This is a genomic window from Streptomyces sp. NBC_01298 (genome assembly GCF_035978755.1).
GTDB lineage: Bacteria > Actinomycetota > Actinomycetes > Streptomycetales > Streptomycetaceae > Streptomyces.
This window is the reverse complement of record NZ_CP108414.1, coordinates 2,740,033-2,764,885: the sequence shown is the minus strand read 5'-3', so window position 1 is coordinate 2,764,885 and position 24,853 is coordinate 2,740,033. Positions and strand designations below refer to the sequence as shown.

Sequence of the window (24,853 nt, the reverse complement as noted above, 5' to 3'; positions counted from 1 at the left end):
GGCTGCGCAGGCGGTCGATCAGACGGTTGGCCGGACGCTTGACCGGACGGTCGATCAGAGGGTCGCGAACGCGGCCTCGATGACGTCCAGGCCCTCGTTCAGCAGGTCCTCGCCGATGACCAGCGGCGGCAGGAAGCGGAGCACGTTGCCGTAGGTGCCGCAGGTGAGGACGAGCACGCCCTCGGCGTGGCAGGCCTTGGCGAGCGCGCCGGCCGCCTCCGGGTTCGGGGTCTTGGACTTGGGGTCCTTGACGAGCTCGATCGCGATCATGGCGCCGCGGCCGCGGATGTCGCCGACGATGTCGTACTTCTCCTGGATGGCCGTCAGGCGGGCCTTCATGACGGACTCGATCTTCTTCGCCGCGGCGTTGAGGTCGAGCTCCTTCATGGTCTCGATGGAGCCGAGCGCACCGGCGCAGGCCACCGGGTTGCCGCCGTAGGTGCCGCCCAGGCCGCCGCCGTGCACGGAGTCCATCATCTCGGCGCGGCCGGTCACGGCCGCGAGCGGCAGGCCGCCCGCGATGCCCTTGGCGGTCGTGATGAGGTCGGGGACGATGCCCTCGTCCTCGCACGCGAACCACTGGCCGGTGCGGCAGAAGCCGGACTGGATCTCGTCGGCGACGAAGACGATGCCGTTGTCGTTGGCGAACTTCACGATCGCCGGGAGGAAGCCCTTGGCCGGCTCGATGAAGCCGCCCTCGCCGAGGACCGGCTCGATGATGATCGCGGCGACGTTCTCGGCGCCGATCTGCTTGACGATGTTGTCGATCGCCTGGGCGGCGGCCTCGGGGCCGCAGTTCTCGGCGCCGGTCGGCCAGCGGTAGCCGTAGGCGACCGGGACGCGGTAGACCTCGGGGGCGAACGGGCCGAAGCCCTGCTTGTACGGCATGTTCTTCGAGGTCAGCGCCATCGTGAGGTTCGTACGGCCGTGGTAGCCGTGGTCGAAGACGACGACGGCCTGGCGCTTGGTGTACGAACGGGCGATCTTGACGGCGTTCTCGACGGCCTCGGCGCCGGAGTTGAACAGGGCCGACTTCTTCGCGTGGTCACCCGGGGTGAGCTCGGCGAGGGCCTCGCAGACCTCCACGTAGCCCTCGTAGGGGGTCACCATGAAACAGGTGTGGGTGAAGTCGGCGAGCTGCGCGGCGGCGCGGCGCACGACGGCCTCGGCGGAGGCGCCGACCGAGGTCACGGCGATGCCGGAACCGAAGTCGATCATGCGGTTGCCGTCGACGTCCTCGATGATGCCGCCGCCCGCGCGGGCGGTGAAGACGGGAAGCACGGAGCCCACGCCGCCGGCCACCGTCGACAGACGGCGGGCCTGCAGCTCCTGCGACTTGGGGCCGGGGATCGCGGTGACGATGCGGCGCTCCTGCGGAACAGCGGTCATAGGGGGGCTCCTGGGGGGTGTTTTCGGACGCACTTGTGTCTTTGTCCGCAGGCTAGGCCCGGGAGGCGGGGTCCTGCATGCTCCGTTCGGGAGTGGTCCCCGCGTGTCCTTGTCCGTGACGGCCATAGGGAGGAATCCGCGCCTGTCTTGTGGATCATGCCCGGGTACGGGTCGCGGGGCGGCAACGGCCACTAGATTGAGCGCGCAGGGCAGTGCAGGCAGGGCAGTGCAGGACAGTGCAGGGCAGTGCGCTCACGGGCAGGGGGCAGAGGTTTCATGGACACCGACGGCACGCACGATGGGCAGAGGGTCCGTGCGGATCATGTACCCAGGCCGACTCGGCCGGGTCTGGTGTCTCCCGTGCAGGGCCTGGCGCCGCCGAGGCCTGCCCACGCGCCCAGCGTCGGACCGGGGCTCACGGACTGGCTGAGTACCCCTCGCCCGGAGGCGGGGCCGGGCATCTGGCGCTTCGGTTACCGGCCCCGTGAGGGACGGGAGCCGGAGGAGGCCACCGACCGGGCCCTGCTGAGCGGGGCGGTCATCTCATTCCTGGCGTGCGTGCTGGTCTGGTCGCTGCTGAGCAACAACTACATCCCGTACACGGACCTGCCGCTCAAGCTCTTCACCCCCCGGGACTGGTGGGACCTGGGTGGCGATCCGGTCGACGGACGGGGTACCGCCGGGTTGCAGGCCTACATGCTGCTGGTGACCTGCGCGGTGGTGGTGTGGTTCAGTCGGCTGGGCTCGTGGGGCCCGGCCTTCGAACGGCTGGTCGCGGCCCGTGGACCCCAGGCCAGGGTTGCGGGTGCGGTGGCCGGTGCACTGTTCGTGCTGCTCCTCATCGGAACGAACACGCTGACGGTCCTGGGTCTTGTGGGCGACCACCTGCCGTACGCGGAGATGAGCCGGGGAACGCGGACCGTGGTGACCGTCCTCGTCTACACCGTGGTCACGGCGCCCGTGCTCGTCTTCTTCGCCCGGCTGGCGCGCAAGCCGGGTCCGGGCCACCAAGCCAGGCAGGCCCCCTCGTCCCCAGTACCCGCAGCGGGGGCTCCTTCCGAGAACCTCACTTGGACCGAGGTGCGGGACGCCGGGATGGCGGAGGTGGCCGATCGGCTCGGGGCCGAGGTGGTGGCCGGGCGGATGAACGACGTGGACTTCGTGCGGATCCGGCGTGCCTGGGAGACCGTACGGGCCGATCCCTCGCGGGCGCGGGCCTTCGCCGAGTCCGTGCGGGACAAGGGCGCCGGCGCCTGCGTCCACCCGTCGGGGGCGCGCGAGCTGCCCGTCCGGGCGGCACGGCACGATCTGCTCGCCCGCCAGGTGCTGCTCGGCACCGTCCAGGACGGCGAGCGCAACCCGTACGCCCGCCGCGGCAGCGGCATCGCCCTCGACCCCGGAGTCCTCGGCACCTCGCTGCTCGCCATCGGCCCCTCGGGCGCGGGCAAGACCTCCCGCCTGGTCCGCCCCGTCGTGGAGTCACTGGCCCTGCAGGCCCTCGCCGGCCAGGCCGCCGTCGTCGTGGTCGCCTCCACCGGCGCCGCCCTCGGACCCGACGAGGGCTACGACGTCGTCGTCCGCGTCGGCGATCCCGACTCCGTCTACGACCTGGACCTCTACGGGGGCACGACCGACGCCGACGAGGCCGCCACGCTCCTCGCGGAGGGCTTCGTGGGAGACCTGCCGGGGGTCGATGTGCGCCGCGCCGCCACCGCCCTCGCTCAGCTCCTCGGACCGTTCCGGGCCGCGTACGGCCGTTTCCCCGCCGTGCCGGAGCTGCGGGAGCTCCTCGACCACGTGCCCGTCGCCCTCGCCGGCCTGCGCGAGGCCCTGGAGGCCGCCGGACAGCACCGGATGCTCCGCGAGCTCGACGCGCGCGAACGCCAGCAAGGGGCCCCCGCCGACCCCGGCCCGGCCCTCGCCGACCGGGTCGCGCTGCTGGACCGGCCCGCCTTCGCCGGGTTCTTCGACACCACCGGCGCCGGGCGGCCCTTCTCCCTGCGGGCCCTGGAGCACCCCCTGCGGGTCCGCGTGGACCTTCCCGAGCGCGGGCACGCCGACGCCTCCCGGATGCTGGCCCGGCTGCTGCTCGCCCAGTTCAACGCCTCCGCCGCAGCCCGTACCGACCGCACGCTCTTCGCGCTCCTCGCCTTCGACGACGCCTCCCACACGCTCACCCCGGAGGCGGTGCGCGGCATCCAGCGGCTCCGCTCGGCCAACGCGGGAGTCCTGCTCACGCTGCGCACCCTGGACGACGTACCGGAAGCCCTGCGCACCCCGCTGCTCGGGGCCGTGGGCTGCCGGATGGCCTTCTCCGGGGTCACCACCTGGGACGGCAAGCGGTTCGCCGAGACCTGGGGCACCGAATGGGTGGAGACCCGCGACGTCACCCACCGGACGGTCTTCGCCGACCAGCCGCTCACCCGGGCCATCCACGCCTTCCGGAAGCTGGTCTCCGGCAAGGCCGTCACCACCGACGCCGTGACCGTGCGCCAGGTGGAGCGGGAACGCTGGTCGGCCTCCGACCTGGCGCACGTGGTGCCCCCCGGCCACGCCGTGATCTCCCTGACCTCCGTCCGCGGCGAGCGGGCCGCCCCGCTGCTGGTGCGGCTCGGGGGACAGGACTGACGGGACTGACAGGACTGACAGGACTGAGCCGGGACGACCGGGGGAACGGAGCGAACCCGTACGAGGTGGCAGACTCAAAGGGTGCCGTTCGTACGACACGGCGAAAACCGCGGTGGTGGTCCACGGCGAGAATCCTCCGTCGGCACCTCGCCGCCGCACCCCTCCTCTCCCTAAGGCGCCCCGGTACCCATGCCGCTCACCCTCGCCTCGCTCGTCCAGCACTCGGCGCTCAAGCTCAGCGTCCGGGCCGGGGAGGGCCGCCTCGACACCCCGGTGCGCTGGGCCCACGTCAGTGAGCTCGCCGACCCCGTCCCCTACATGGAGGGCGGGGAGCTCCTCCTCATCACCGCGATGAAACTGGACGCGGAGGACCCCGAGGAGATGCGGCGCTACGTGCGCAGGCTCGCGGCCGCCGGGGTCGTCGGCATCGGCTTCGCCATCGGGGTGAACTACGACGCCGTGCCCGAGGCGCTCGTGGAAGCCGCCACCGCCGAGGACCTGCCGCTGCTGGAGGTGCCCCGGCGCACCCCGTTCCTCGCCATCAGCAAGGCCGTCTCCGCCGCCCTCGCCGCCGACCAGTACCGGGCGGTGACCGCCGGCTTCGAGGCGCAGCGCGAGCTGACCCGGGCCGCGCTGTCCGCCGACGGGCCCGCCGACCTGCTGACGAAGCTGGCCGCGCACGTGCACGGCTGGGCCGCCCTGTACGACACCTCGGGCGCCGTCGTCGCGGCCGCGCCCGACTGGGCCGCGCGCCGGGCGGCCCGCCTCACCCCCGACGTGGAACGGCTGCGGGAGCGGCCGGCGCCGGCCAGCGCCGTGGTCGGCGGCTCCGAGGACCGGGTGGAACTCCAGTCGCTCGGTACCGGCCGCCGGGCGCGCGGAGCCCTGGCCGTCGGCACCGGCGCCCCGCTCGGCACGGCGGAGCGGTACGCCGTCCACTCCGCGGTGGCCCTGCTGACCCTCACCACCGAACGCTCCCGCTCCCTGCACGACGCCGAGTCCCGGCTCGGCGCCGCGGTGCTGCGCATGCTGCTCGCCGGTCAGGCGGACCACGCCCAGGCCGTGGCCGGGGACCTGTACGGGGCCCTGCTCGACGCGCCGTTCCGGATCCTCGTGGCGGAACCGGCCCTGGCCGGCACCGCCCAGCCGGAGGGCCTGGCGATGCTCGCCGACGCCGTGGAATCGGCGGCCGCGCGCACGGGGGAGACCCTGTTGGTGGTTCCGGAGCCGGGCCGGCTCGTGGTCCTGGCGGCCGACGGGGGCTCGGCGGTGCAGGCGTGCGTGGAACACGCGGAGGCGCTGGAATCCCGCCGGGGCCGTGAGACGGGCGAACCGGAGCCGGACGAGCTGGTCCTCGGCCTGTCGGCCCCCGCGGCGGCCTCCGGCGTGGCGGCCGCCTTCAAGCAGGCCGACCAGGCCCTGGCCGTGGCCCGGCGGCGCGGCCGCCCGATGGTCGAGCACGAGGACCTCGCGGCGGGCTCGGTCCTCCCGCTCCTGGCCGACGACGCGGTACGGGCCTTCGCGGACGGCACCCTGCGGGCGCTGCGCGAGCACGACGAGAAGGGCCGCGGCGATCTGGTGGCCTCCCTCCAGGCCTGGCTCTCCCGCCACGGCCAGTGGGACGCGGCGGCGGCCGACCTCGGCGTCCACCGCCACACCCTGCGCTACCGCATGCGGCGGGTGGAGGAGATCCTCGGCCGCTCCCTGGACGACCCGGACGTCCGCATGGAGCTGTGGCTCGCCCTGAAGGCGACCGCGCCTTCCTGACGCGCCGCTCGCGCGGTGCGGCCCTGGAGGCCTCACCGGCTTCGCGCCGCTGCGCCGGACTCCGTCCGTCGGTGGCTGGGCCGGGTGCCCGCCACTGCCGTCCCGGCGTGGGGCCCGGTGGGCGGGTGCGGCTGGGTTCGGCCCTGCGGGGCCGGGTCCCCTGCCCACCCTTCGCCCGTTCCCCGGGGCTCCGCCCCAGACCCCGCGCCTCAAACGCCGGCGAGGCTGGATACTGCCGCTGCGCGGCAGCTTTCAGCCCGCCCGGCGTTTGAGGGCACGTGCGCGGAGCGCACGTCCGGGGTCCGGGCAGAGCCCGGGGAACGGTGGAAGGGCGGGTAGGGGACTCCGCCCCGCGCAGCGGTCCGCCCCCGGCGCAGCCGTGCCCGCGCGGGCACCCGTACAGCCCCCCCGCAGGGGCCCCGCACGAGCAGCCGCGCCCCCGACACTGACAAAGCGGCGCGCCGCGCGGAACGCGTACTCCACCCCGGACAAACGCCGAAACCCCGGCGGAGTCCTACGGTGGAGGGGACAAGGACCCACCGCACACCCTCCGAAGGGCCGGGATCAGCATGACTTCCACCCACGCCTTCTGGCTCGCCGGCCGCCAGGCCACGGGCGACGACAGCTTCGACGTCCACTCCCCGTGGGACGGCCGCCTCGTCGGTACCGTCAGCGTCCCGACCGACGCCCAGGTCGAAGAGGCCGTCGCCGCCGCGTACGCCGTGACCGCGGAGTTCTCCGCCACCCCGGCCCACGTACGCGCCGAGGCCCTGGCCCACGTCGCCCGCCGGCTCGCCGAGCGCACCGAGGAGATCGCGCTGCTGATCTCCGCCGAGAACGGCAAGCCGATCAAGTGGGCCCGCGGTGAGGTCGGCCGTGCGGTGTCCGTGTTCCGCTTCGCCTCCGAAGAGGCCCGCCGCTTCAACGGCGGAGAGGCCCAGCGCCTGGACACCGACGCCGGCGGCGTCGGCCGCCTCGCCCTGACCCGCCGATTCGTCAAGGGTCCGGTCCTGGGCATCGCGCCCTTCAACTTCCCGCTGAACCTGTGCGCCCACAAGGTGGCCCCCGCCATCGCCGTCGGCGCGCCGATCATCCTGAAGCCGGCCCCGGCCACCCCGCTCTCCGGTCTGATCCTCGGCGAGCTGCTCGCCGAGACCGACCTGCCGGCCGGTTCCTGGTCCGTGCTCCCCGTCGCCAACGACAAGATGCCGGAGCTGGTCAAGGACGAGCGCCTGCCCGTCATCTCCTTCACCGGTTCGGACAAGGTCGGCTACGCCATCCAGCAGGCCGTGCCCCACAAGCACTGCACCCTGGAGCTCGGCGGCAACGCCGCGGCCGTGGTCCTGGAGGACTGGTCCTCGGAGGCCGACCTCGACTGGGCCGCGACGCGCATCGCCACCTTCTCGAACTACCAGGCCGGCCAGTCCTGCATCGGCGTGCAGCGCGTGATCGCCGACGCGACGGTCTACGACCGCCTCGTCGAGAAGGTCGTCGCGAAGGTCCGCGAGCAGGTCACCGGCGACCCGAACGACTCCGCCACCGACGTCGGCCCCCTCGTCTCCGAGGACGCCGCCAAGCGGGTCGAGTCCTGGGTCGACGAGGCCGTCGCCGCCGGAGCCAAGCTGCTCACGGGCGGCAAGCGCGAGGGTGCCTCCTACGAGCCCACCGTCGTCGCCGAGGTGCCCGCGGGCGTCACCCTCGCCACCGAGGAGGTCTTCGGACCGGTCCTCACCCTGCGCCGGGTCGAGAACACCGACGAGGCCTTCGCCGCCGTCAACGACTCGAAGTTCGGTCTGCAGGCCGGCGTCTTCACGCGGAACATCCAGACCGCGTTCCGCGCCCACCGCGAGCTGGAGGTCGGCGGCGTGATCGTCGGCGACGTCCCGTCCTACCGCGCCGACCAGATGCCGTACGGCGGCGTCAAGCAGTCCGGCGTGGGCCGCGAGGGCGTGCGCTACGCGATGGACGACTACACCTACGAGCGGGTCCTGGTCCTCAGCGGCCTCGACATCTGACCGAACTCGTACGGCCACCAAGCCGACGGCCGGAGCCTACTGTGCGGGGGCTCCGGCCGTCTCTTTTCGACGTGTGGCAGGGTCGTGGGCGTCCGGGCGCGCGTCCCCACGCCGCCTGGCGAGACGTTCCCCGGCCGACGAATCGAGTCCCACGTGTCCTACCTGGTGCGCCACCGTCCCGTCGCGGATCCCGCCCTGCGCCTGGTGTGCTTCCCGCACGCGGGAGGCGGCGCGGGCTTCTTCCGCGACTGGACCCGGCACCTGGATCCTTCGGTCGAACTCGTGGCGGTGCGCTACCCGGGACGCGAAACCCGCATGGGCGAGCCGCTGATCCCGACGATGGACGCCCTGGTGCCGCAGGTCGCCGCGGAGCTCCTGGCCGAAACTCCCGTGCCCACGGTGCTCCTCGGTCACAGCATGGGCGCGGCCGTGGCCTACGAGAGCCTCCTGCGCCTCGAAGCCGCCGGGGCGGACCACGTCACGCGCCTGTGCGTCTCGGGCCGCGGACTCCCCTCGCCCACCGTCGTGCGCCCTCCGCGCACCGACGAGGACCTGATCGCGGCCGTCACCGCTCTGGGCGGTCCCCACGTGGAGGTCTGGAGCCACCCGGAACTGCGCGAGCTGTTCCTGCCGGTCGTCCGCAACGACTTCCGCCTGATCGACGCCTACCGCCGCCGCGAGGACGCCCCGCCGCTGCGCGCGGACGTCATGGCCCTCACGGGCGACCGCGACCCCCGCGTCACCCCGTTCGCGGCCCGGGCGTGGTCGACGGTCACCACGGGCGCCTTCACGTCCCACGTCTTCGAGGGCGACCACTTCTACCTCGTCCCCCACGCCGAGCGGGTCGCCCGGCTGGCCGTGGGCCGGCCGGGCGCCTGAGCGGGCTCCGGCGTCCCTCTTTTACCGCCGCTTCCGCGCCGCCCGAAACGGGTACGACTCACTGGTAGCACCCACCGGTAAGCACCCCCTCTCTCGGCGGCGAGGTGAGCCCCCTCATGTCCGCACCACAGCCCGCACAGCCCTCACAGCCCGTTCCGCCCCCAGAGCCCGAAGAGTCCGCACCGCCCGCACCGCCCAAGGTGACCGAGCGCGAGGCCCGGCAGGTCGCGGAAGCGGCCCGGGAACAGGACTGGCAGCGGCCGAGCTTCGCCAAGGAGCTGTTCCTCGGCCGGTTCCGGCTGGACCTGATCCACCCCCACCCGCTCCCCGCCGAGGAGGACGTCCGGCGCGGGGAGGCCTTCCTGGCCCGGATGCGGGAGTTCTGCGAGACCTCCGTCGACGGAGCGCGCATCGAGCGCGAGGCGAAGATCCCCGACGAGACCGTGCGCGGGCTCAAAGAGCTCGGCGCGCTCGGCATGAAGATCGACCCGAAGTACGGGGGCCTCGGCCTCACCCAGGTGTACTACAACAAGGCGCTCGCCCTCGTCGGCTCGGTCAGCCCGGCCATCGGCGCCCTGCTCTCCGCCCACCAGTCGATCGGCGTGCCCCAGCCGCTGAAGATGTTCGGCACGCAGGAGCAGAAGGACGCCTACCTGCCGCGCTGCGCGACCACCGCCATCAGCGCCTTCCTCCTCACCGAGCCCGACGTCGGCTCCGACCCGGCGCGGCTGGCCACCACGGCGGTCCCGGACGGGGAGGACGCGTACGTCCTGGACGGCGTGAAGCTCTGGACCACCAACGGGGTCGTCGCCGACCTGCTCGTCGTCATGGCCCGGGTGCCGAAGAGCGAGAACCACCGGGGCGGGATCACCGCCTTCGTCGTCGAGGCCGACTCCCCGGGCATCACCGTCGAGCACCGCAACGCCTTCATGGGCCTGCGCGGCCTGGAGAACGGCGTCACCCGCTTCCACCAGGTCAGGGTCCCCGCGGCCCAGCGCATCGGCGCCGAGGGCGCCGGCCTGAAGATCGCGCTGACCACGCTGAACACCGGCCGGCTCTCGCTGCCCGCCATGTGCGTGGGCGCGGGGAAGTGGTGCCTGAAGATCGCCCGCGAATGGTCCGGCGTCCGCGAGCAGTGGGGACGGCCCGTCGGCCTGCACGAGGCCGTCGGCTCCAAGATCTCCTTCATCGCGGCCACCACCTTCGCCCTGGAGGCCGTGGTCGACCTGGCCTCCCAGATGGCCGACGAGAACCGCAACGACATCCGCATCGAGGCCGCCCTCGCCAAGCTCTACGGCTCCGAGATGGCCTGCCTGATGGCCGACGAGCTGGTCCAGATCCGCGGCGGGCGCGGCTTCGAGACCGCCGAGTCCCTCGCCGCCCGCGGCGAGCGGGCCGTGCCGGCCGAGCAGATGCTCCGCGACCTGCGCATCAACCGGATCTTCGAGGGATCCACCGAGATCATGCACCTGCTGATCGCCCGCGAGGCCGTGGACGCCCACCTGTCGGTGGCCGGCGACCTCATCGACCCGGACAAGGCGCTGGGCGACAAGGCGAAGGCGGGGGCCCGGGCCGCCGGGTTCTACGCCCGCTGGCTTCCCCAGCTCGCCACCGGCGCCGGCCAGGTCCCCGGCACCTACCGGGCTTTCCACCCGAGCGGCCACCCCGACCTCGCCACCCATCTGCGCTACGTCGAACGCGGGTCGCGCAAACTCGCCCGGTCCACCTTCTACGCCATGTCCCGCTGGCAGGGCCGGATGGAGACCAAGCAGGGGTTCCTCGGCCGGATCGTCGACATCGGCGCCGAGCTCTTCGCGATGAGCGCGGCCTGTGTGCGCGCCGAGCACCTGAGGGCCTCCGGCGAGCACGGCCGGGAGGCCTACCAGCTGGCCGACGCCTTCTGCCGGCAGTCCCGGCTCCGCGTGGAGGAGCTCTTCGGGCGGCTCTGGGACAACACCGACGACCTGGACCGCAAGGTCGTGGCCGGGGTGCTGTCCGGGAACTACACCTGGCTGGAGGAGGGCGTCCTGGATCCCTCCGGCGACGGCCCCTGGATCGCCGACGCCACCCCGGGCCCCTCAACCCGCGAAAATGTCCACCGGCCGCTGCGCTGACCTGTAATCATCGCCGGACGTCGGAGCGACGTACGAGGATGAGTACGAGTACGGGTACGCGTACGAGCACAGCGCGAGGCGGACGAGAACGATGCCGACGGCCGAGGAAGACCGCGCCAGCCGACGGCTGGCCTGGTGCGTGGCGCACGTCCTGCGCCACGCACCGGACCACGTCGTCACCGACATGATCGGCCGGCTCGACGAGCCCGCCTTCAAGTACCTGTGCCGGGACGAATGGCTGGCGGCCTCGACCGTCACCCTGCTGCTCCGCCACGGAAGCGAGGCCGACCGGAGCTACGTCGCCCGCAACCCCCGTGTCGTGGGCCGGCCGCTGCCCGGCCTGCCCGGGCCCGCCCGGTACGCCCGCCGCCGGACCCCGCCGGAACTCCTGCCGGTGCTCCGCGCCGAGCTCGGCCGGGACCCCGAAGAGGGGCCGCTCACCGCGGCCGAGCTCATCGGCCTGCTGCGCCGCCACGGCCGGCGCGGGCCACGGGTCCCGCTGGACGTCCTGACCCTGCCCCACGACCCGGACCCGGAGCCGCTGCTCGCCGAACACCTCCGCCGGCCGCTGCCGGCCGGATCGGTCGAAGCCCTGCTGCTGGCCCTGGACCTGCCCCGGGAGGCCGTCCACGCGCTGCTCGCCACCGCGGGTCCGCACGAGCGCTCCTGGTACCGGCCCGCCGTCCGCGCCGTACGGATGGGCCGGGTCACGCACGAGGAGGTCGTCGCCCACGTGGCCCCCGCGCACCGCACCCTGCTCCTCACCGACGTGTCCCGGGCCCGCGGCCTGCGCTGGACCCTGCCCGAGCGCACGGGCATGCGCACGGCCGTCGCCCGGGCCCTGCGCCCGCTGCGCGACGACCCCCGGCTCTGGGCGGAACTGCTGCGCCACGCCCCCGCCTTCCCGGGCACCCTGCCGGTCCTGGTGGCCCGGATCGTGCGCGGCACCCTGCCGGAGCCCGCCCCGGGAGAGCCGGTCCCCGGGCTCGCGGAGGCGGTGCGCTCCATGGCGCCCGGAGGCGCCGGGCCCGTGGGCGGGGTGGACCGCGAACTGGCCCTGGCGAGCCTCGCGGTGCCCATGCAGTCCGTCCAGGAGGACGTCCGGTGGGTGCGCGACTGCCTCGCCCGCGGCCTGCTCACCGGCGAGGACGTGATCCGGCACAAGGCGCCCGCCTGCTGGGCCCTGGACGAGGACCACTGGCTGGGTGAGGTGGACCACCCCGACCGCCACGAACCGTCCGCTCCGGTGATCGCCGCCCGGTCCGAGGCCGACCGGCTGTTCGCGCTGGCCCTGGGCTCCGATCCGGACGCCTGGTGGCGGGTGGCCACCACCCTCCCCGACTTCGCCGGGACGCTCCCGCACCTTCTCCTTCGGGTCACGGAAGGGGGCTCAGTGTCCGGGCGCCCCTGAGTTGCGGCAACAATGGGTCCATGAGCGACCGCCCATCTCCCCTCGCCGATCCGCACCTCCTCTTCGACCCCGCGGCCGGCCGTCGGGACATCGTCATCCTCGGCTCGACCGGGTCCATCGGGACCCAGGCCATCGACCTGGCCCTGCGCAACCCGGACCGGTTCCGGGTCACGGCCCTGTCCGCCGCCGGCGGCCGGGTCGCGCTGCTGGCCGAGCAGGCCAGGCTGCTGCGCGTGCACACCGTGGCCGTCGCGCGCGAAGACGTCGTACCGGCCCTCAAGGAGGCCCTGGACGCCGAGTACGGCGCCGGTGAGCCGCTGCCCGAGATCCTCGCGGGCCCGGACGCGGCCACCGAACTCGCGGCCTCCGAGTGCCACACCGTGCTCAACGGCATCACCGGTTCCATCGGCCTCGCGCCCACCCTCGCCGCGCTGCGCGCCGGGCGGACCCTGGCCCTCGCGAACAAGGAGTCGCTGATCGTCGGCGGTCCGCTGGTGAAGGCCCTGGCGAAGCCGGGCCAGATCATCCCGGTCGACTCCGAGCACGCCGCGCTCTTCCAGGCCCTGGCCGCGGGCACCCGCGCCGAGGTCCGCAAGCTCGTGGTCACCGCCTCCGGCGGGCCCTTCCGCGGCCGCACCCGCGCCGAGCTGGCCTCGGTCACGGTGCAGGACGCCCTGGCCCACCCGACCTGGGCGATGGGCCCGGTGATCACCGTGAACTCGGCGACCCTGGTCAACAAGGGCCTGGAGGTCATCGAGGCGCACCTGCTCTACGACATCCCCTTCGAGCGGATCGAGGTCGTGGTCCACCCGCAGTCGTACGTGCACTCCATGGTGGAGTTCACGGACGGCTCCACGCTGGCCCAGGCCACCCCGCCGGACATGCGCGGCCCGATCGCGATCGGCCTCGGCTGGCCCCAGCGGGTCCCGGACGCGTCCACCGCCTTCGACTGGACCAAGGCGTCGACCTGGGAGTTCTTCCCGCTGGACACCGAGGCCTTCCCGGCGGTGGGCCTGGCCCGGCACGTCGGCGCCCTGGGCGGTACGGCGCCCGCCGTGTTCAATGCGGCGAACGAGGAGTGCGTAGAGGCCTTCCTGGCCGGTCGGCTCCCGTTCACAGCAATCATGGATACGGTCTCTGCCGTGGTCGATGAGCACGGAACGCCCGCCCGGGGAACTTCCCTCACCGTCGCGGACGTCCTTGAAGCGGAGACCTGGGCCAGGGCCCGGGCACAGGAGCTGGCGGCACGGGCCGCCGTGGAGGCGCGCGCATGACCGTACTGCTCACCTTGATCGGCGTGCTCGTCTTCGTCATCGGGCTGCTCTTCTCGATCGCCTGGCACGAGCTCGGCCACCTTTCCACGGCCAAGCTCTTCGGCATCCGCGTGCCCCAGTACATGGTCGGCTTCGGCCGGACCATCTGGTCGCGCAAGAAGGGCGACACGGAGTACGGGCTCAAGGCCATCCCGATGGGCGGCTACATCCGCATGATCGGGATGTTCCCGCCGGGCCAGGACGGCAAGATCACCGCCCGCTCCACGTCGCCGTTCCGCTCGATGATCGAGGACGCGCGCTCGGCGGCCTACGAGGAACTGCAGCCGGGCGACGAATCGCGGCTCTTCTACACGCGCAAGCCGTGGAAGCGCGTGATCGTGATGTTCGCGGGACCGTTCATGAACCTGGTCCTGGCGATGGCGATCTTCTTCGGCGTGTGGATGACCTTCGGGGTGCAGCAGACGACCACCCAGGTCCAGACCGTCACCGACTGCGTGATCAAGCAGAGCGAGAACCGCGACACCTGCCAGGCAGGCGACCCGGCGGCCCCGGCCAAGGCCGCGGGCCTGAAGGCCGGCGACAAGATCGTGGCCTTCCAGGGCAAGCCGGTCGAGGACTGGGACGCGCTCCAGAAGGACATCCGGAACACCATCGGACCCGCCACCCTCACCGTCCTGCGCGACGGGCAGAAGATGACCCTGAACGCCAGCCTCGTGGAGAACCGCGTGGGCAAGACCGACGGTCACGGCGGCTACGTCAAGGGCGAGTACGTCTCGGCCGGCTACCTCGGCGTCGGCCCGAAGTCCGTGATCGCCCCGCTCACCTTCACCCAGTCCGCGGACCGGGTCGGCGAGGTCGTCCAGAGCAGCGTGCAGGGCCTGGCCCAGCTCCCCGGCAAGATCCCGGCCCTGTGGAACGCGGTCTTCAACGGAGCCGAGCGGGAGGCCGACTCCCCGATGGGCATCATCGGCGCGGCCCGGATCAACGGGGAGATCGCGGCCCTGGACATCCCGAGCGAGCAGCGGATGTCGATCATGCTGAACGTCCTGGGCATGTTCAACCTCTCCCTCTTCCTGTTCAACATGCTGCCCCTGCTGCCGCTGGACGGCGGGCACATCGCGGGCGCCCTGTGGGAGTCGGTGCGGCGGGCCTTCGCCCGCGTCTTCCGGCGCGCCGACCCGGGTCCGTTCGACGTGGCGAAGCTGATGCCCGCCGCCTACGTGGTGGCCGGGGTCTTCCTCTGCTTCACCTTGCTGGTGCTGGCCGCGGACGTGGTGAACCCCATCAAAATCACCTGATCGAAAGATCGGCGGATCGTCCTACGGGACGCCCGTACAGCATGGGGACCGGAGCCGGGCACGCATCGTGCCCGGCTCCCTACGTTCGGGTGGCACACCACCTGCGATGCACGTGAGCCGTGCCGGTTGGCGTAATCTCGGACGTTGGAGACCGCCGATCCCGGCACCTATATCCACACCTTGGGGTTGCACAGCAGATGACTGCCATCTCTCTCGGAATGCCGGCCGTGCCGACGAAGCTTGCCGACCGCAGGGTCAGCCGCAAGATCCAGGTCGGCTCGGTCGCCGTCGGCGGGGACGCACAGATCTCCGTGCAGTCGATGACCACCACCAGGACCTCCGACATCGGGGCCACGCTCCAGCAGATCGCGGAGCTGACCGCGTCCGGCTGTGACATCGTCCGCGTGGCCTGCCCGACGCAGGACGACGCCGACGCGCTCGCCGTGATCGCGAAGAAGTCGAACATCCCGGTCATCGCCGACATCCACTTCCAGCCGAAGTACGTGTTCGCGGCGATCGACGCCGGCTGCGCCGCCGTCCGCGTGAACCCGGGCAACATCAAGCAGTTCGACGACAAGGTCAAGGAGATCGCGCGGGCCGCCAAGGACGCCGGCACCCCGATCCGGATCGGCGTCAACGCCGGCTCGCTCGACGCGCGGCTGCTGAAGAAGTACGGCAAGGCCACGCCCGAGGCGCTGGTCGAGTCCGCGCTGTGGGAGGCCGGCCTCTTCGAGGAGCACGGCTTCAGCGACATCAAGATCTCGGTCAAGCACAACGACCCGGTGGTCATGGTCAACGCCTACCGGCAGCTGGCCGCCCAGTGCACCTACCCGCTGCACCTCGGCGTCACCGAGGCCGGTCCGGCGTTCCAGGGCACGATCAAGTCCGCCGTCGCCTTCGGCGCGCTGCTCTCCGAGGGCATCGGCGACACGATCCGCGTCTCGCTGTCGGCCCCGCCGGTGGAGGAGATCAAGGTCGGCATCCAGATCCTGGAGTCGCTGAACCTCAAGCCGCGCCGCCTGGAGATCGTCTCCTGCCCGTCCTGCGGGCGCGCCCAGGTGGACGTCTACAAGCTGGCCGAGGAGGTCACGGCGGGCCTGGAGGGCATGGAGGTGCCGCTGCGCGTCGCGGTCATGGGCTGCGTCGTCAACGGCCCCGGCGAGGCCCGTGAGGCCGACCTGGGCGTCGCCTCCGGCAACGGCAAGGGCCAGATCTTCGTCAAGGGCGAGGTCATCAAGACCGTTCCCGAGTCGAAGATCGTCGAGACCCTCATCGAAGAGGCGATGAAGATCGCCGAGCAGATGGAGAAGGACGGCGTGATGTCGGGCGAGCCGACGGTCGCCATCGGCGTCTAGTTTCCGCAGCAGGTGACGGGCCCGGAGCCGCAGGTGCGGTTCCGGGCCCGTCGGCGTGCGGGCCTCCGGTCGGACCGCACCGAAGGCGCCTCCGAGGGACCTCCAAGGCATCTCGGAGCCGGTCCGGGTACAGTGCGGAGATCAGCAGACTTGCATGGTGAGGCCCCAGTGTTGACGCAGACCACCACCCGGGTCCTTGAGCCCAGTGATCTCGACGCCGCGCTCGACATCCTCGGACGCGAGCCGGTCCAGAACGCCTTCGTCACCTCCCGGGTCCAGATCGCCGGGCTCGACCCGTGGCGCCTGGGCGGCGAGATGTGGGGCTGGTACGCCGACGGCGAGCTCCGCTCCCTCTGCTACGCCGGCGCCAACCTGGTGCCCGTCTGTGCCGGCCCCGACGCCGTACGGGCCTTCGCCGACCGCGCCCGGCGCACCGGCCGCCGCTGCTCCTCGATCGTCGGCCCCGCCGATGCGACGCGGCTGCTGTGGCAGCTCCTGGAGCCCAGCTGGGGCCCGGCCCGGGACGTCCGCTCCCGGCAGCCGCTCATGATCATGGAGCAGCCGTCCACCACGGTGACCGCCGACCCCGGGGTCCGCCGGATCCGCAAGGACGAGATGGACCTGATCATGCCCGCGTGCGTGGCCATGTTCACCGAGGAGGTCGGCATCTCCCCGATGACCGGCGACGGCGGCCTGCTCTACCAGGCCCGGGTGGCCGAGCTGGTGGCGAGCGGACGCTCCTTCGCCCGCGTCGAGGACGGCAAGGTCGTCTTCAAGGCCGAGATCGGCGCCGCGACCTCCCGCGCCTGCCAGATCCAGGGCGTCTGGGTGGCCCCCGAGTTCCGCGGCCGCGGACACTCGGAGAGCGGGATGGCCGCCGTCGTCGCGTACGCGCTGCGGGACGTGGCACCGGTGGTCAGCCTGTACGTCAACGACTTCAACACCGCCGCACGCGCCTCCTACCGCCGGGTCGGCTTCCGCGAGGTCGGCGCGTTCATGAGCGTGCTGTTCTGAGGGTGTCTTTCTGAGGTTGCCGTTCCGAGGTTGCCGTTCCGAGCGTGCCGTTCCGAGCGTGCCGTTCCGAGCGTCGGGCACGTCCTGTCCCGATCTTCCTGTCCGTCCGCACGCCCGGCCAGTAAGGTCGCCGCATGATGCCTACCCCCGCGGGAGAAGACCCCGGCCGGCCCGCCGGCCTGCGCATCGGGGCCCTGGACCTCGCCGCCCGGGTCGACGAGGCCCTGCGCGTGCAGGCCATGGCCTTCGGCCTCAGCGAGGAGGAGGTCGGCATCCGGCGCTACATCGTCCAGCGCCACATGACCTGCCGCGGCGCCCGCGCGCTCGGCGCGTTCACCGAGGACGGGGGCCTCGCCGGGTTCGTCTACGGCATGCCCAACGACCGCACGCACTGGTGGTCCGGAGTCGTCGAGCCCTATCTGCGGACCGGCGGCCTCGAAGGCTGGCTTGACGGCTCCTTCGTGATCACCGAGCTCCACGTCCACCCCGGGTTCCAGGGCAAGGGCGTCGGCCGCGCCCTCATCACCCTCATCACCGACACCGCCGCCGAGGAACGCTCGATCCTCTCCGCGATCGACACCGAGAGCCCCGCCCGCGGTCTCTACCGCTCCCTCGGCTACACGGACCTGGCCCGCCAGGTCCTCTTCCCGAGCGCGAGCCTCCCGTACGCCGTCATGGGCGCCCCGCTGCCGCTGCGCAGGCCCTGACCCCCGCGGGCCCGGAAAGCGTTTCCGAGGCCCGCGCGGCCCCCGATAGCCTCCCTCCATGTCAACGCAACACGTGCAGCGCATGTCCCGCCTCATGGCCAAGACCCTCCGCGAGGACCCCGCCGACGCGGAAACCCTCAGCCACCGCCTCCTGGTCCGCGCCGGCTACGTCCGGCGCAGCTCCGCCGGGGTGTGGAGCTGGCTGCCGCTCGGCAAGCGGGTCCTGGACAACGTCTCGCGCATCGTCCGCGAGGAGATGGACGGGATCGGGGCGCAGGAAGTGCTGCTCCCGGCGCTGCTGCCGAAGGAGCCGTACGAGGTCAGCGGGCGCTGGTCGGAGTACGGGGACCTGCTCTTCCGGCTCAAGGACCGCAAGGGCGCCGACTACCTGCTCGGCCCCACCCACGAGGAGATCTTCACCCTGGTCGTCAAGGACCAGTGCACGTCCTACAAGGACCTGCCGGTCATGCTGTACCAGATCCAGACCAAGTACCGCGACGAGGCGCGGCCCCGCTCGGGCGTCCTGCGCGGCCGCGAGTTCCAGATGAAGGACTCGTACTCCTTCGACGTGTCGGACGAGGGCCTGGCGGAGTCCTACCGGCTCCACCGCGAGGCCTACGTACGCATCTTCGAGCGCCTCGGCCTCGACCACCGGGTGGTGTCGGCGGTGTCGGGCGCGATGGGCGGCTCGGCGTCGGAGGAGTTCCTGGCACCGGCCCCGGCCGGCGAGGACACCTTCGCGGACTGCCCCTCCTGCGGCTACGCGGCCAACACGGAGGCGGTGACCTTCGCCCTGACCCCGGCCGAGGGGGAGCACGGCCCGCTGGAGGAGATCCCGACCCCCGACACCCCCACCATCGAGTCCCTGGCGGCGCACCTGGGCATCCCCGCCTCGGCGACGCTGAAGAACCTCCTGGTGAAGGTGGACGGCGAGATCACCGCCGTCGGCGTACCGGGCGACCGCGAGGTCGACCTCGGCAAGCTCGGCGAGCACCTGGCCCCGGCGGTCGTGGAGCTGGTGACGGCGGAGGACTTCACCGGCCGGCCCGACCTCGTACGGGGCTACGTGGGCCCGCAGGGCCTGGAGAAGGTCACCTACCTCGCCGACCCCCGCGTCGCGCCGGGCACCTCCTGGGTGACGGGCGCCAACCAGCCCGATACACACGCCCGGAACGTGGTCTGCGGGCGGGACTTCGAGGTGGACCGGTACCTGGACGTGGTCGTCGTCCAAGAGGGCGACCCCTGCCCCTCCTGCGGCGCCGGGCTGCGGCTCGACCGGGCCATCGAGATCGGGCACATCTTCCAGCTCGGCCGCAAGTACGCCGACGCCTTCGGGCTCGACGTGCTCGGCAAGGAGGGCAAGCCGGTCCGGGTCACGATGGGCTCCTACGGGATCGGCGTCTCCCGCGCGGTGGCCGCGCTGGCCGAGCAGACGGCGGACGAGCGGGGCCTGTGCTGGCCGGCGGCGGTGGCCCCGGCCGACGTGCACGTCGTGGCGGCGGGCAAGGCGGTGCCGCTCGCTCTCGCGGAGTCGGCGGCGGATTCGCTGGCCGCGGCGGGGCTGCGCGTCCTCCTGGACGACCGGCCCGGCCTGTCACCCGGTGTGAAGCTGACGGACGCGGAACTCATCGGGGTCCCGTGGATCCTGGTGGCCGGACGCCGCTCGGCGGAGTCGGTGGTCGAGCTCCAGGACCGCCGCTCGGGCACCCGAGAGGAACTCCCCCTGGAGGAGGCCCTGTCCCGCCTGACCGCGGACGCGTAACCCTGCGGGGCGCGGTCCCCGCGGCACCCCTTGCCGCCGCGCGGGGCGGGTAGGGGACAGCTCCGCGCAGCGTCTACCCGCGCACGTCCGGCTCCGCAGCGGGTGGCGGGGACCCGTCCAGGCAGGGCTCCGGGACCGCCCCGGGGCCGAGCCCCGCGGTGGTGGCCGGGGGCGCCACCGCCGGAGCGGGGGCGGCGGCACTCGGCGGCGTCGCCGCAGGCGCGGGGGCCGCACGCTCCAGGAAGCGCAGGAGTTCCACCGGGAACGGGAGGACCAGCGTGGAGTTCTTCTCCGCGGCGACCGCCACGACCGTCTGGAGCAGCCGCAGCTGAAGCGCCGCCGGCTGCTCCGACATGACCTCCGCCGCCTCGGCCAGCTTCCTCGACGCCTGGAGCTCCGCGTCCGCGTTGATGATCCGCGCCCGCCGCTCCCGGTCGGCCTCCGCCTGCCGCGCCATCGACCGCTTCATCGTCTCCGGGAGCGACACGTCCTTGATCTCCACCCGGTCGATCTGGACGCCCCAGCCCACCGCCGGACTGTCGATCATCAGCTCCAGGCCCTGGTTGAGCTGCTCCCGGTTGGACAGCAGGTCGTCCAGGTCGGACTTGCCGATGATCGACCGCAGCGAGGTCTGCGCCATCTGGGAGACGGCGAACCGGTAGTCCTCGACCTCGATGATCGCGTTGGCCGCGTCCACCACCTTGAAGTACACGACCGCGTCCACCCGCACCGTGACGTTGTCCCGCGTGATCCCCTCCTGGGCGGGCACCGGCATCGTCACGATCTGCATGTTGACCTTGCGCAGCCGGTCCACGACCGGGACCACGAAGGTGAAGCCGGGCCCCCGGACACCGCCCCGCAGCCGGCCCAGGCGGAAGACCACGCCCCGCTCGTACTGCTTCACCACGCGGGCGGCGGCGCCCGCGTAGGCCGCGATCCCGACGCCCGCGACGGCGCCGGCTGTCAGCAGTTCCTGGAGCATGGCGTCCTCCTGGCGGGCAGGTCCCCCACAAGGCTTATGCCCTACAACCAGCCCGCGAACTCCAGCAGCAGCTCCGCGTCCCGACGCCGCCCCGCGGCCAGCGCCCGGTTGCCCGATTCGACCGCGCGGAACAGCGTCCAGCCCCGCAGCCGGTCCCGGTCCACCTCCAGCGCGTCGGCCAGCTTGTTCACCCGTCGCCGGGCGCCCGAGGCCCCCGCCGAGGAGGCCATCTGGTCCTCCAGCCGGTCCCGTACCAGCCGCGCCAGGTCGTACGCCCGCTCGCCGACCATCGGGTCCGGACCCACCGCCAGCCACGGAGCGCGCTCGCCGGAGAGGACCTTGCCCTGCCGGAAGTTCCCGTGCAGCAGCAGTTCCTCGGCCGGCGCCGCCGTCAGTTCCTCGCGGGCCGCCAGCGCCGCCGAGGCCAGCTCCGCCGTCTCCGGGGGAGCCTTGCGGAGCACCTCGGCCTGCTCGGAGGTCCGCTCGGCGACCGTCTCCCAGCCGTGCCCCGGCGCCGGGGCCACCCACAGCCTGCGCAGCGTGCCGCAGGCCTCCAGCAGGGCCTTCGCCTCCGGCAGCGACCGCAGCGAGACCTCGGGGTGCAGCCGCTCCAGCAGCAGCGCCCCGTCCTCCTCGTGATGGCGCGTGTCGAGGACCCGTACCGCCCCGAAGCCACCCCAGTGGGCCAGGGCGGCCAGCTCCCGGTCGGGCCGGAGCTCCGGCGGGGCCAGCTTCAGCGTGGCCGGGGTCCCGTCGGCGTACCGGACGAGGACGACCAGGCTGCTGCGCCCGCCGGGCGCCTGCACCCGCTGGGCCTGCACCCCGCGCCGGGCCAGCGCGTCCTGCGCCAGCCCGGGGAGCTGCCCCAGCCAGTCCGAGACGTGCGCCGATTCCGGCAGCTCGCCGAGCGCCCGTAGGAGCCGCTGCGGCGGTTCGAAAGCCATGCGTGCGTGGTCCCTTTCAGCCGTGCCCGGGCCCGTCGCGCATGGTTGCGCGCTAGGTCGGCGGTGTGTCCGCGCGTTCGGTGAGCCCAGGGAAGGCTACGCCGACACCGCGCCACCGTGCCGCCCGCAGGGCCGCGGCGCTCAGCGCGTCGGCCGCCTCGCGGCGCAACCGGCCCTCGGTGGCGCGCACCAGATCGGAGTACGCGCCGGCCACCCGGTCCTCGATCCCGGCGGCCAGCCGCTCGGCGTCGGCGGGCGTGCGCACGGTGAACGGCAGGGTGTACGCGGCCTCCGAGGGCCGCGGGGAACCGCCCAGCTCACGCACGGTGCGGGCGAGCGCGTCGCGGCGCGCGAGGTGGCCGCCGTGCGCCTCGCGGGCCTCGGCGGAGCGCGCGGCGGAGGCCCGGGCCCCGATCACGCCGTAGCCGTACGCGGCCGCGTGCTCGGCGGCGAGCGCGGCCTGCGCCGCCTCCAGGACCCGGCCGGCGGGGGAGGGTGTGGAGGTCACGAGGAGGCTCCCGGGTTCGAGGTCAGCAGGTACGCGTGCACGTGGCCGCAGGCCGCGACCGAGGCGAGCATCCGGGCGAGCTCCCCGGGGGCGCCGGCCAGGGAGATCGTCCGGGCCTCGGCCAGGCTCCGCTCGGCGTCCGCGAGGGCGGTCAGCGCGTCGGCGGCCGCGGCGGGCACCGGCGCGGCCGCCGGAGCGGGGGGAGCGGCCGCGGCGCCGGTCGGGACGGGGGAGTGCGCGGAGGCGGAGCGGGAGGGCGAGGCCGCCGGGGAGCCCTCGTCGGCGAGGGCCGCGGTGTGCGCCGCGACCGAGGCGCGCAGCGGTACGAGGCGCTGGGCGAGGGCCGGATGGGCCGCGGCCGTCGCGTCGTAACGTTCCAGCAGTCGCTCGCTCTCACGAACGGCCGTCTCGCGCATCCGCCGTTCGAGTGGAACCTCGGGGGCCGCGGCGGGCGGCCCGTCGTCGGAGCAGCCGCTGAGCAGCGCGGCTCCGGCGACGCCCGCGGCACCGGCGAGCAGGCCTCTTCGCGAGGGCGGGATCGAGGGCACGGGGACGTCCTAAGGGTGAAGGCCGGCAGGGTGTGATCACCGTACCCGGGGCCCCGTCCACAGGGCGGACGGCAACACCCCCCGCGACCGGATACCCTTTGACCTGACGCACGACGGAAATCACAACAGCACACGCGGCCGAGGAGTCACCCGGATGAGCACCACCCAGAGCGACAGGCTGCGCGCATTGCTGGAGCCGCTCGTCGCCGCCAAGGGCCTGGACCTCGAGGAGATCGAGACGTCCAAGGCGGGCAAGCGCCGGATGCTGCGCATCATCGTGGACTCCGACGAAGGCGTGGAGCTGGACGCGTGCGCCGAGCTGAGCCGCGAGGTCTCCGACCTGCTGGACGAGACCGACGCGATGGGTGAGGACGAGTACGTCCTCGAAGTCAGCTCGCCGGGCGCGGACCGCCCGCTGACCGAGCACCGTCACTACATCCGGGCGATCGGCCGCCTCGTGAAGTTCCAGACGTCGGACGGCGGGGAAGTGATCGCCCGCATCCTCGACGTCGACGACGAGGGCATGGACCTGGAGGTCCCGGGCGTGAAGGGCCGCAAGGCGACCGCCCGCCGCATCGTGTTCACCGACATCGCCAAGGCGCGTGTCGAGATCGAGTTCAACCGCAAGGACAAGAAGGAAGAGGAGGCGTAGTCGTGGACATCGACATGAGTGCCCTACGGGGTCTGGTCCGGGAGAAGGAGATTTCCTTCGACCTGCTCGTCGAAGCGATCGAGTCGGCCCTCCTCATCGCGTACCACCGCACCGAGGGAAGCTTCCGGCGCGCACGCGTCGTGCTCGACCGCGCCAACGGTCACGTGATCGTGTGGGCGACCGAGGACCCGAGGGACCTGGAAGAGGGCCAGGAGGCCAAGGAGTTCGACGACACCCCGTCGGACTTCGGCCGCATCGCCGCGACGACCGCCAAGCAGGTGATCCTCCAGCGTCTGCGCGACGCCGAGGACGACCTGACCTTCGGCGAGTTCCTGGGCCGCGAGGGTGATGTCATCACCGGCGTCGTGCAGCAGGGCAAGGACCCGAAGAACGTCCTGGTCGACATCGGCAAGATGGAGGCCATGCTGCCGGTGCAGGAGCAGGTCCCCGGCGAGGACTACACGCACGGACTGCGGCTGAAGTCGTACGTCGTGCGGGTGGCGAAGGGCGTCCGCGGTCCGTCCGTGACCCTGTCGCGCACCCACCCGAACCTGGTGAAGAAGCTGTTCGCGCTGGAGGTCCCGGAGATCGCCGACGGCAGCGTCGAGATCTGCGCGATCGCCCGTGAGGCCGGTCACAGGACCAAGATCGCCGTCCGCGCCAACCGCTCCGGCCTCAACCCGAAGGGCGCCTGCATCGGCCCGATGGGCAGCCGCGTGCGCAACGTGATGGCCGAGCTGCACGGCGAGAAGATCGACATCGTCGACTGGTCGGACGACCCGGCGGAGATGGTCGCCAACGCCCTGTCACCCGCCCGGGTGAGCAAGGTCGAGGTCGTGGACTGGGACACCCGGTCCGCGCGGGTGACCGTGCCCGACTACCAGCTGTCGCTGGCCATCGGCAAGGAGGGCCAGAACGCCCGCCTCGCCGCCCGCCTGACCGGCTGGCGCATCGACATCCGTCCCGACACCGAGCAGCCCTCGGACGGCGAGGACCGCGACCGGGGCGAGCGCCGTGACGACCGCGGCGAGCGCCGCGACGACCGGGGCGACCGGGGCGACGACCGCCGGGACGACCGGCGCGACGACCGCCGCGGGGAATAAAACCGCTACCGCCCGGAGCTGTCCGGGCGGTACACAAGAACGGCAGGGGCGACAAGAGCCCTGCTCGACGTGCACGGCTGTCCGCCGCCGAGGTTTCGGCGGCGTGACCCGGCACTGGTGATCACGACAACATCCGTTCGATTTTTCGCCCGAAGGGGTGAGGTCGGTGCGGGGAGGTAGACTTAAGCGTGTCTGGCCGGACGCAAGCCCGCGCATGCCCCGAACGCACCTGTGTGGGGTGTCGGGAGCGAGCGGCCAAGAGCGATCTGCTGCGCATCGTGGCGGTCGGTGACAAATGTGTCTCCGATCCTCGCGGTACGCTGCCCGGCCGGGGTGCCTACGTGCACCCCGCCGTGGTCTGCCTCGACCAGGCTGTCCGCCGTAGGGCGTTCTCCCGGGCCTTCAAGTCCGCAGGACCGTTCGACACGGCGGAACTGCACAATGCCGTGGCCGATGAGGCCGAGGCGACACCGTAAGCACGTAGTACGGCACGGATCACATCA

Annotated in this window: 20 protein-coding genes; 15 read left to right on the top strand and 5 right to left on the bottom strand. The window is 72.8% G+C overall.

Annotation, left to right across the window (positions count from 1 at the left end; all coding sequences use genetic code 11):
* Positions 1-54: 54 nt before the first annotated feature.
* Positions 55-1,389, bottom strand: a complete 1,335-nt coding sequence (gene gabT, locus OG730_RS12290) for a 4-aminobutyrate--2-oxoglutarate transaminase (RefSeq protein WP_327304285.1) — start codon at positions 1,387-1,389, stop codon at positions 55-57.
* 276 nt (positions 1,390-1,665) lie between these two features.
* Between gabT and OG730_RS12285 the strand changes: the two genes are divergently transcribed.
* The 12 genes from OG730_RS12285 to OG730_RS12230 all read left to right on the top strand — a co-directional run bounded on the left by OG730_RS12285 (position 1,666) and on the right by OG730_RS12230 (position 19,613).
* Complete coding sequence (locus OG730_RS12285; RefSeq protein ID WP_327304284.1) at positions 1,666-4,017, top strand: ATP/GTP-binding protein; 2,352 nt, start codon at positions 1,666-1,668, stop codon at positions 4,015-4,017.
* 189 nt (positions 4,018-4,206) lie between these two features.
* Entirely contained in the window at positions 4,207-5,784 is a 1,578-nt protein-coding gene (locus OG730_RS12280) for a PucR family transcriptional regulator (RefSeq protein WP_327304283.1), read from the top strand.
* Positions 5,785-6,353: 569 nt separating this feature from the next.
* On the top strand, positions 6,354-7,799 hold the full coding sequence (locus tag OG730_RS12275) for an aldehyde dehydrogenase family protein (RefSeq protein ID WP_327255191.1): 1,446 nt from the start codon (positions 6,354-6,356) through the stop codon (positions 7,797-7,799).
* A 153-nt stretch (positions 7,800-7,952) separates the two neighbouring features.
* A complete protein-coding gene (locus OG730_RS12270; protein ID WP_327304282.1) occupies positions 7,953-8,678 on the top strand; it encodes a thioesterase II family protein in 726 nt (241 codons plus the stop codon).
* 116 nt (positions 8,679-8,794) lie between these two features.
* Entirely contained in the window at positions 8,795-10,792 is a 1,998-nt protein-coding gene (locus tag OG730_RS12265) for an acyl-CoA dehydrogenase family protein (RefSeq protein ID WP_327304281.1), read from the top strand.
* 91 nt (positions 10,793-10,883) lie between these two features.
* A complete protein-coding gene (locus tag OG730_RS12260) occupies positions 10,884-12,203 on the top strand; it encodes a serine/threonine-protein kinase (RefSeq protein ID WP_327304280.1) in 1,320 nt (439 codons plus the stop codon).
* Positions 12,204-12,223: 20 nt separating this feature from the next.
* Positions 12,224-13,477: a 1-deoxy-D-xylulose-5-phosphate reductoisomerase gene (gene dxr / locus OG730_RS12255; RefSeq protein ID WP_327304279.1), complete on the top strand. Its 1,254-nt coding sequence runs from the start codon at positions 12,224-12,226 to the stop codon at positions 13,475-13,477.
* Complete coding sequence (locus OG730_RS12250) at positions 13,474-14,775, top strand: M50 family metallopeptidase (protein ID WP_327304278.1); 1,302 nt, start codon at positions 13,474-13,476, stop codon at positions 14,773-14,775. The genes dxr and OG730_RS12250 overlap by 4 nt, the downstream gene beginning before the upstream one ends.
* A 197-nt stretch (positions 14,776-14,972) precedes the next feature.
* A complete protein-coding gene (gene ispG, locus OG730_RS12245; protein ID WP_327304277.1) occupies positions 14,973-16,130 on the top strand; it encodes a flavodoxin-dependent (E)-4-hydroxy-3-methylbut-2-enyl-diphosphate synthase in 1,158 nt (385 codons plus the stop codon).
* 168 nt (positions 16,131-16,298) lie between these two features.
* Complete coding sequence (locus OG730_RS12240) at positions 16,299-17,144, top strand: GNAT family N-acetyltransferase (RefSeq protein WP_327304276.1); 846 nt, start codon at positions 16,299-16,301, stop codon at positions 17,142-17,144.
* 137 nt (positions 17,145-17,281) lie between these two features.
* Positions 17,282-17,851 (top strand): GNAT family N-acetyltransferase, encoded by a 570-nt coding sequence (locus OG730_RS12235; RefSeq protein WP_327309232.1) that lies wholly within the window; start codon positions 17,282-17,284, stop codon positions 17,849-17,851.
* 58 nt (positions 17,852-17,909) lie between these two features.
* Positions 17,910-19,613 (top strand): proline--tRNA ligase, encoded by a 1,704-nt coding sequence (locus OG730_RS12230; protein WP_327304275.1) that lies wholly within the window; start codon positions 17,910-17,912, stop codon positions 19,611-19,613.
* A gap of 73 nt (positions 19,614-19,686) precedes the next feature.
* Here the strand turns inward: OG730_RS12230 and OG730_RS12225 are convergent, their stop codons facing one another.
* Genes OG730_RS12225 through OG730_RS12210 form a run of 4 tightly spaced genes read right to left on the bottom strand, consistent with a single transcriptional unit; the run spans position 19,687 to position 22,595 of the window.
* Positions 19,687-20,595 (bottom strand): slipin family protein, encoded by a 909-nt coding sequence (locus OG730_RS12225; RefSeq protein ID WP_327304274.1) that lies wholly within the window; start codon positions 20,593-20,595, stop codon positions 19,687-19,689.
* A gap of 41 nt (positions 20,596-20,636) precedes the next feature.
* Positions 20,637-21,539: an aminoglycoside phosphotransferase family protein gene (locus OG730_RS12220; RefSeq protein WP_327304273.1), complete on the bottom strand. Its 903-nt coding sequence runs from the start codon at positions 21,537-21,539 to the stop codon at positions 20,637-20,639.
* A gap of 52 nt (positions 21,540-21,591) precedes the next feature.
* Complete coding sequence (locus tag OG730_RS12215) at positions 21,592-22,047, bottom strand: ferritin-like domain-containing protein (RefSeq protein WP_327304272.1); 456 nt, start codon at positions 22,045-22,047, stop codon at positions 21,592-21,594.
* Complete coding sequence (locus OG730_RS12210; protein ID WP_327304271.1) at positions 22,044-22,595, bottom strand: hypothetical protein; 552 nt, start codon at positions 22,593-22,595, stop codon at positions 22,044-22,046. The genes OG730_RS12215 and OG730_RS12210 overlap by 4 nt, the downstream gene beginning before the upstream one ends.
* 154 nt (positions 22,596-22,749) lie before the next feature.
* Here OG730_RS12210 and rimP point away from each other — a divergent pair, with 154 nt between their 5' ends.
* The 3 genes from rimP to OG730_RS12195 all read left to right on the top strand — a co-directional run bounded on the left by rimP (position 22,750) and on the right by OG730_RS12195 (position 24,826).
* Complete coding sequence (rimP, locus tag OG730_RS12205; protein WP_266904030.1) at positions 22,750-23,247, top strand: ribosome maturation factor RimP; 498 nt, start codon at positions 22,750-22,752, stop codon at positions 23,245-23,247.
* Between the two features lie 2 nt (positions 23,248-23,249).
* Positions 23,250-24,350 (top strand): transcription termination factor NusA, encoded by a 1,101-nt coding sequence (nusA, locus tag OG730_RS12200; protein WP_327304270.1) that lies wholly within the window; start codon positions 23,250-23,252, stop codon positions 24,348-24,350.
* 188 nt (positions 24,351-24,538) lie between these two features.
* Positions 24,539-24,826: a YlxR family protein gene (locus OG730_RS12195; protein WP_266881406.1), complete on the top strand. Its 288-nt coding sequence runs from the start codon at positions 24,539-24,541 to the stop codon at positions 24,824-24,826.
* Positions 24,827-24,853: the final 27 nt, after the last annotated feature.

Coding starts and splice junctions, on each gene's coding strand:
- OG730_RS12285 (WP_327304284.1), top strand. CDS start 1,666: ATGGACACCGACGGCACGCACGATGGGCAGAGGGTCCGTGCGGATCAT.
- rimP (WP_266904030.1), top strand. CDS start 22,750: ATGAGCACCACCCAGAGCGACAGGCTGCGCGCATTGCTGGAGCCGCTC.
- OG730_RS12280 (WP_327304283.1), top strand. CDS start 4,207: ATGCCGCTCACCCTCGCCTCGCTCGTCCAGCACTCGGCGCTCAAGCTC.
- OG730_RS12230 (WP_327304275.1), top strand. CDS start 17,910: ATGTCAACGCAACACGTGCAGCGCATGTCCCGCCTCATGGCCAAGACC.
- ispG (WP_327304277.1), top strand. CDS start 14,973: ATGACTGCCATCTCTCTCGGAATGCCGGCCGTGCCGACGAAGCTTGCC.
- OG730_RS12265 (WP_327304281.1), top strand. CDS start 8,795: ATGTCCGCACCACAGCCCGCACAGCCCTCACAGCCCGTTCCGCCCCCA.
- OG730_RS12220 (WP_327304273.1), bottom strand. CDS start 21,539: ATGGCTTTCGAACCGCCGCAGCGGCTCCTACGGGCGCTCGGCGAGCTG.
- dxr (WP_327304279.1), top strand. CDS start 12,224: ATGAGCGACCGCCCATCTCCCCTCGCCGATCCGCACCTCCTCTTCGAC.
- OG730_RS12235 (WP_327309232.1), top strand. CDS start 17,282: ATGCCTACCCCCGCGGGAGAAGACCCCGGCCGGCCCGCCGGCCTGCGC.
- OG730_RS12250 (WP_327304278.1), top strand. CDS start 13,474: ATGACCGTACTGCTCACCTTGATCGGCGTGCTCGTCTTCGTCATCGGG.
- OG730_RS12225 (WP_327304274.1), bottom strand. CDS start 20,595: ATGCTCCAGGAACTGCTGACAGCCGGCGCCGTCGCGGGCGTCGGGATC.
- OG730_RS12275 (WP_327255191.1), top strand. CDS start 6,354: ATGACTTCCACCCACGCCTTCTGGCTCGCCGGCCGCCAGGCCACGGGC.
- gabT (WP_327304285.1), bottom strand. CDS start 1,389: ATGACCGCTGTTCCGCAGGAGCGCCGCATCGTCACCGCGATCCCCGGC.
- OG730_RS12260 (WP_327304280.1), top strand. CDS start 10,884: ATGCCGACGGCCGAGGAAGACCGCGCCAGCCGACGGCTGGCCTGGTGC.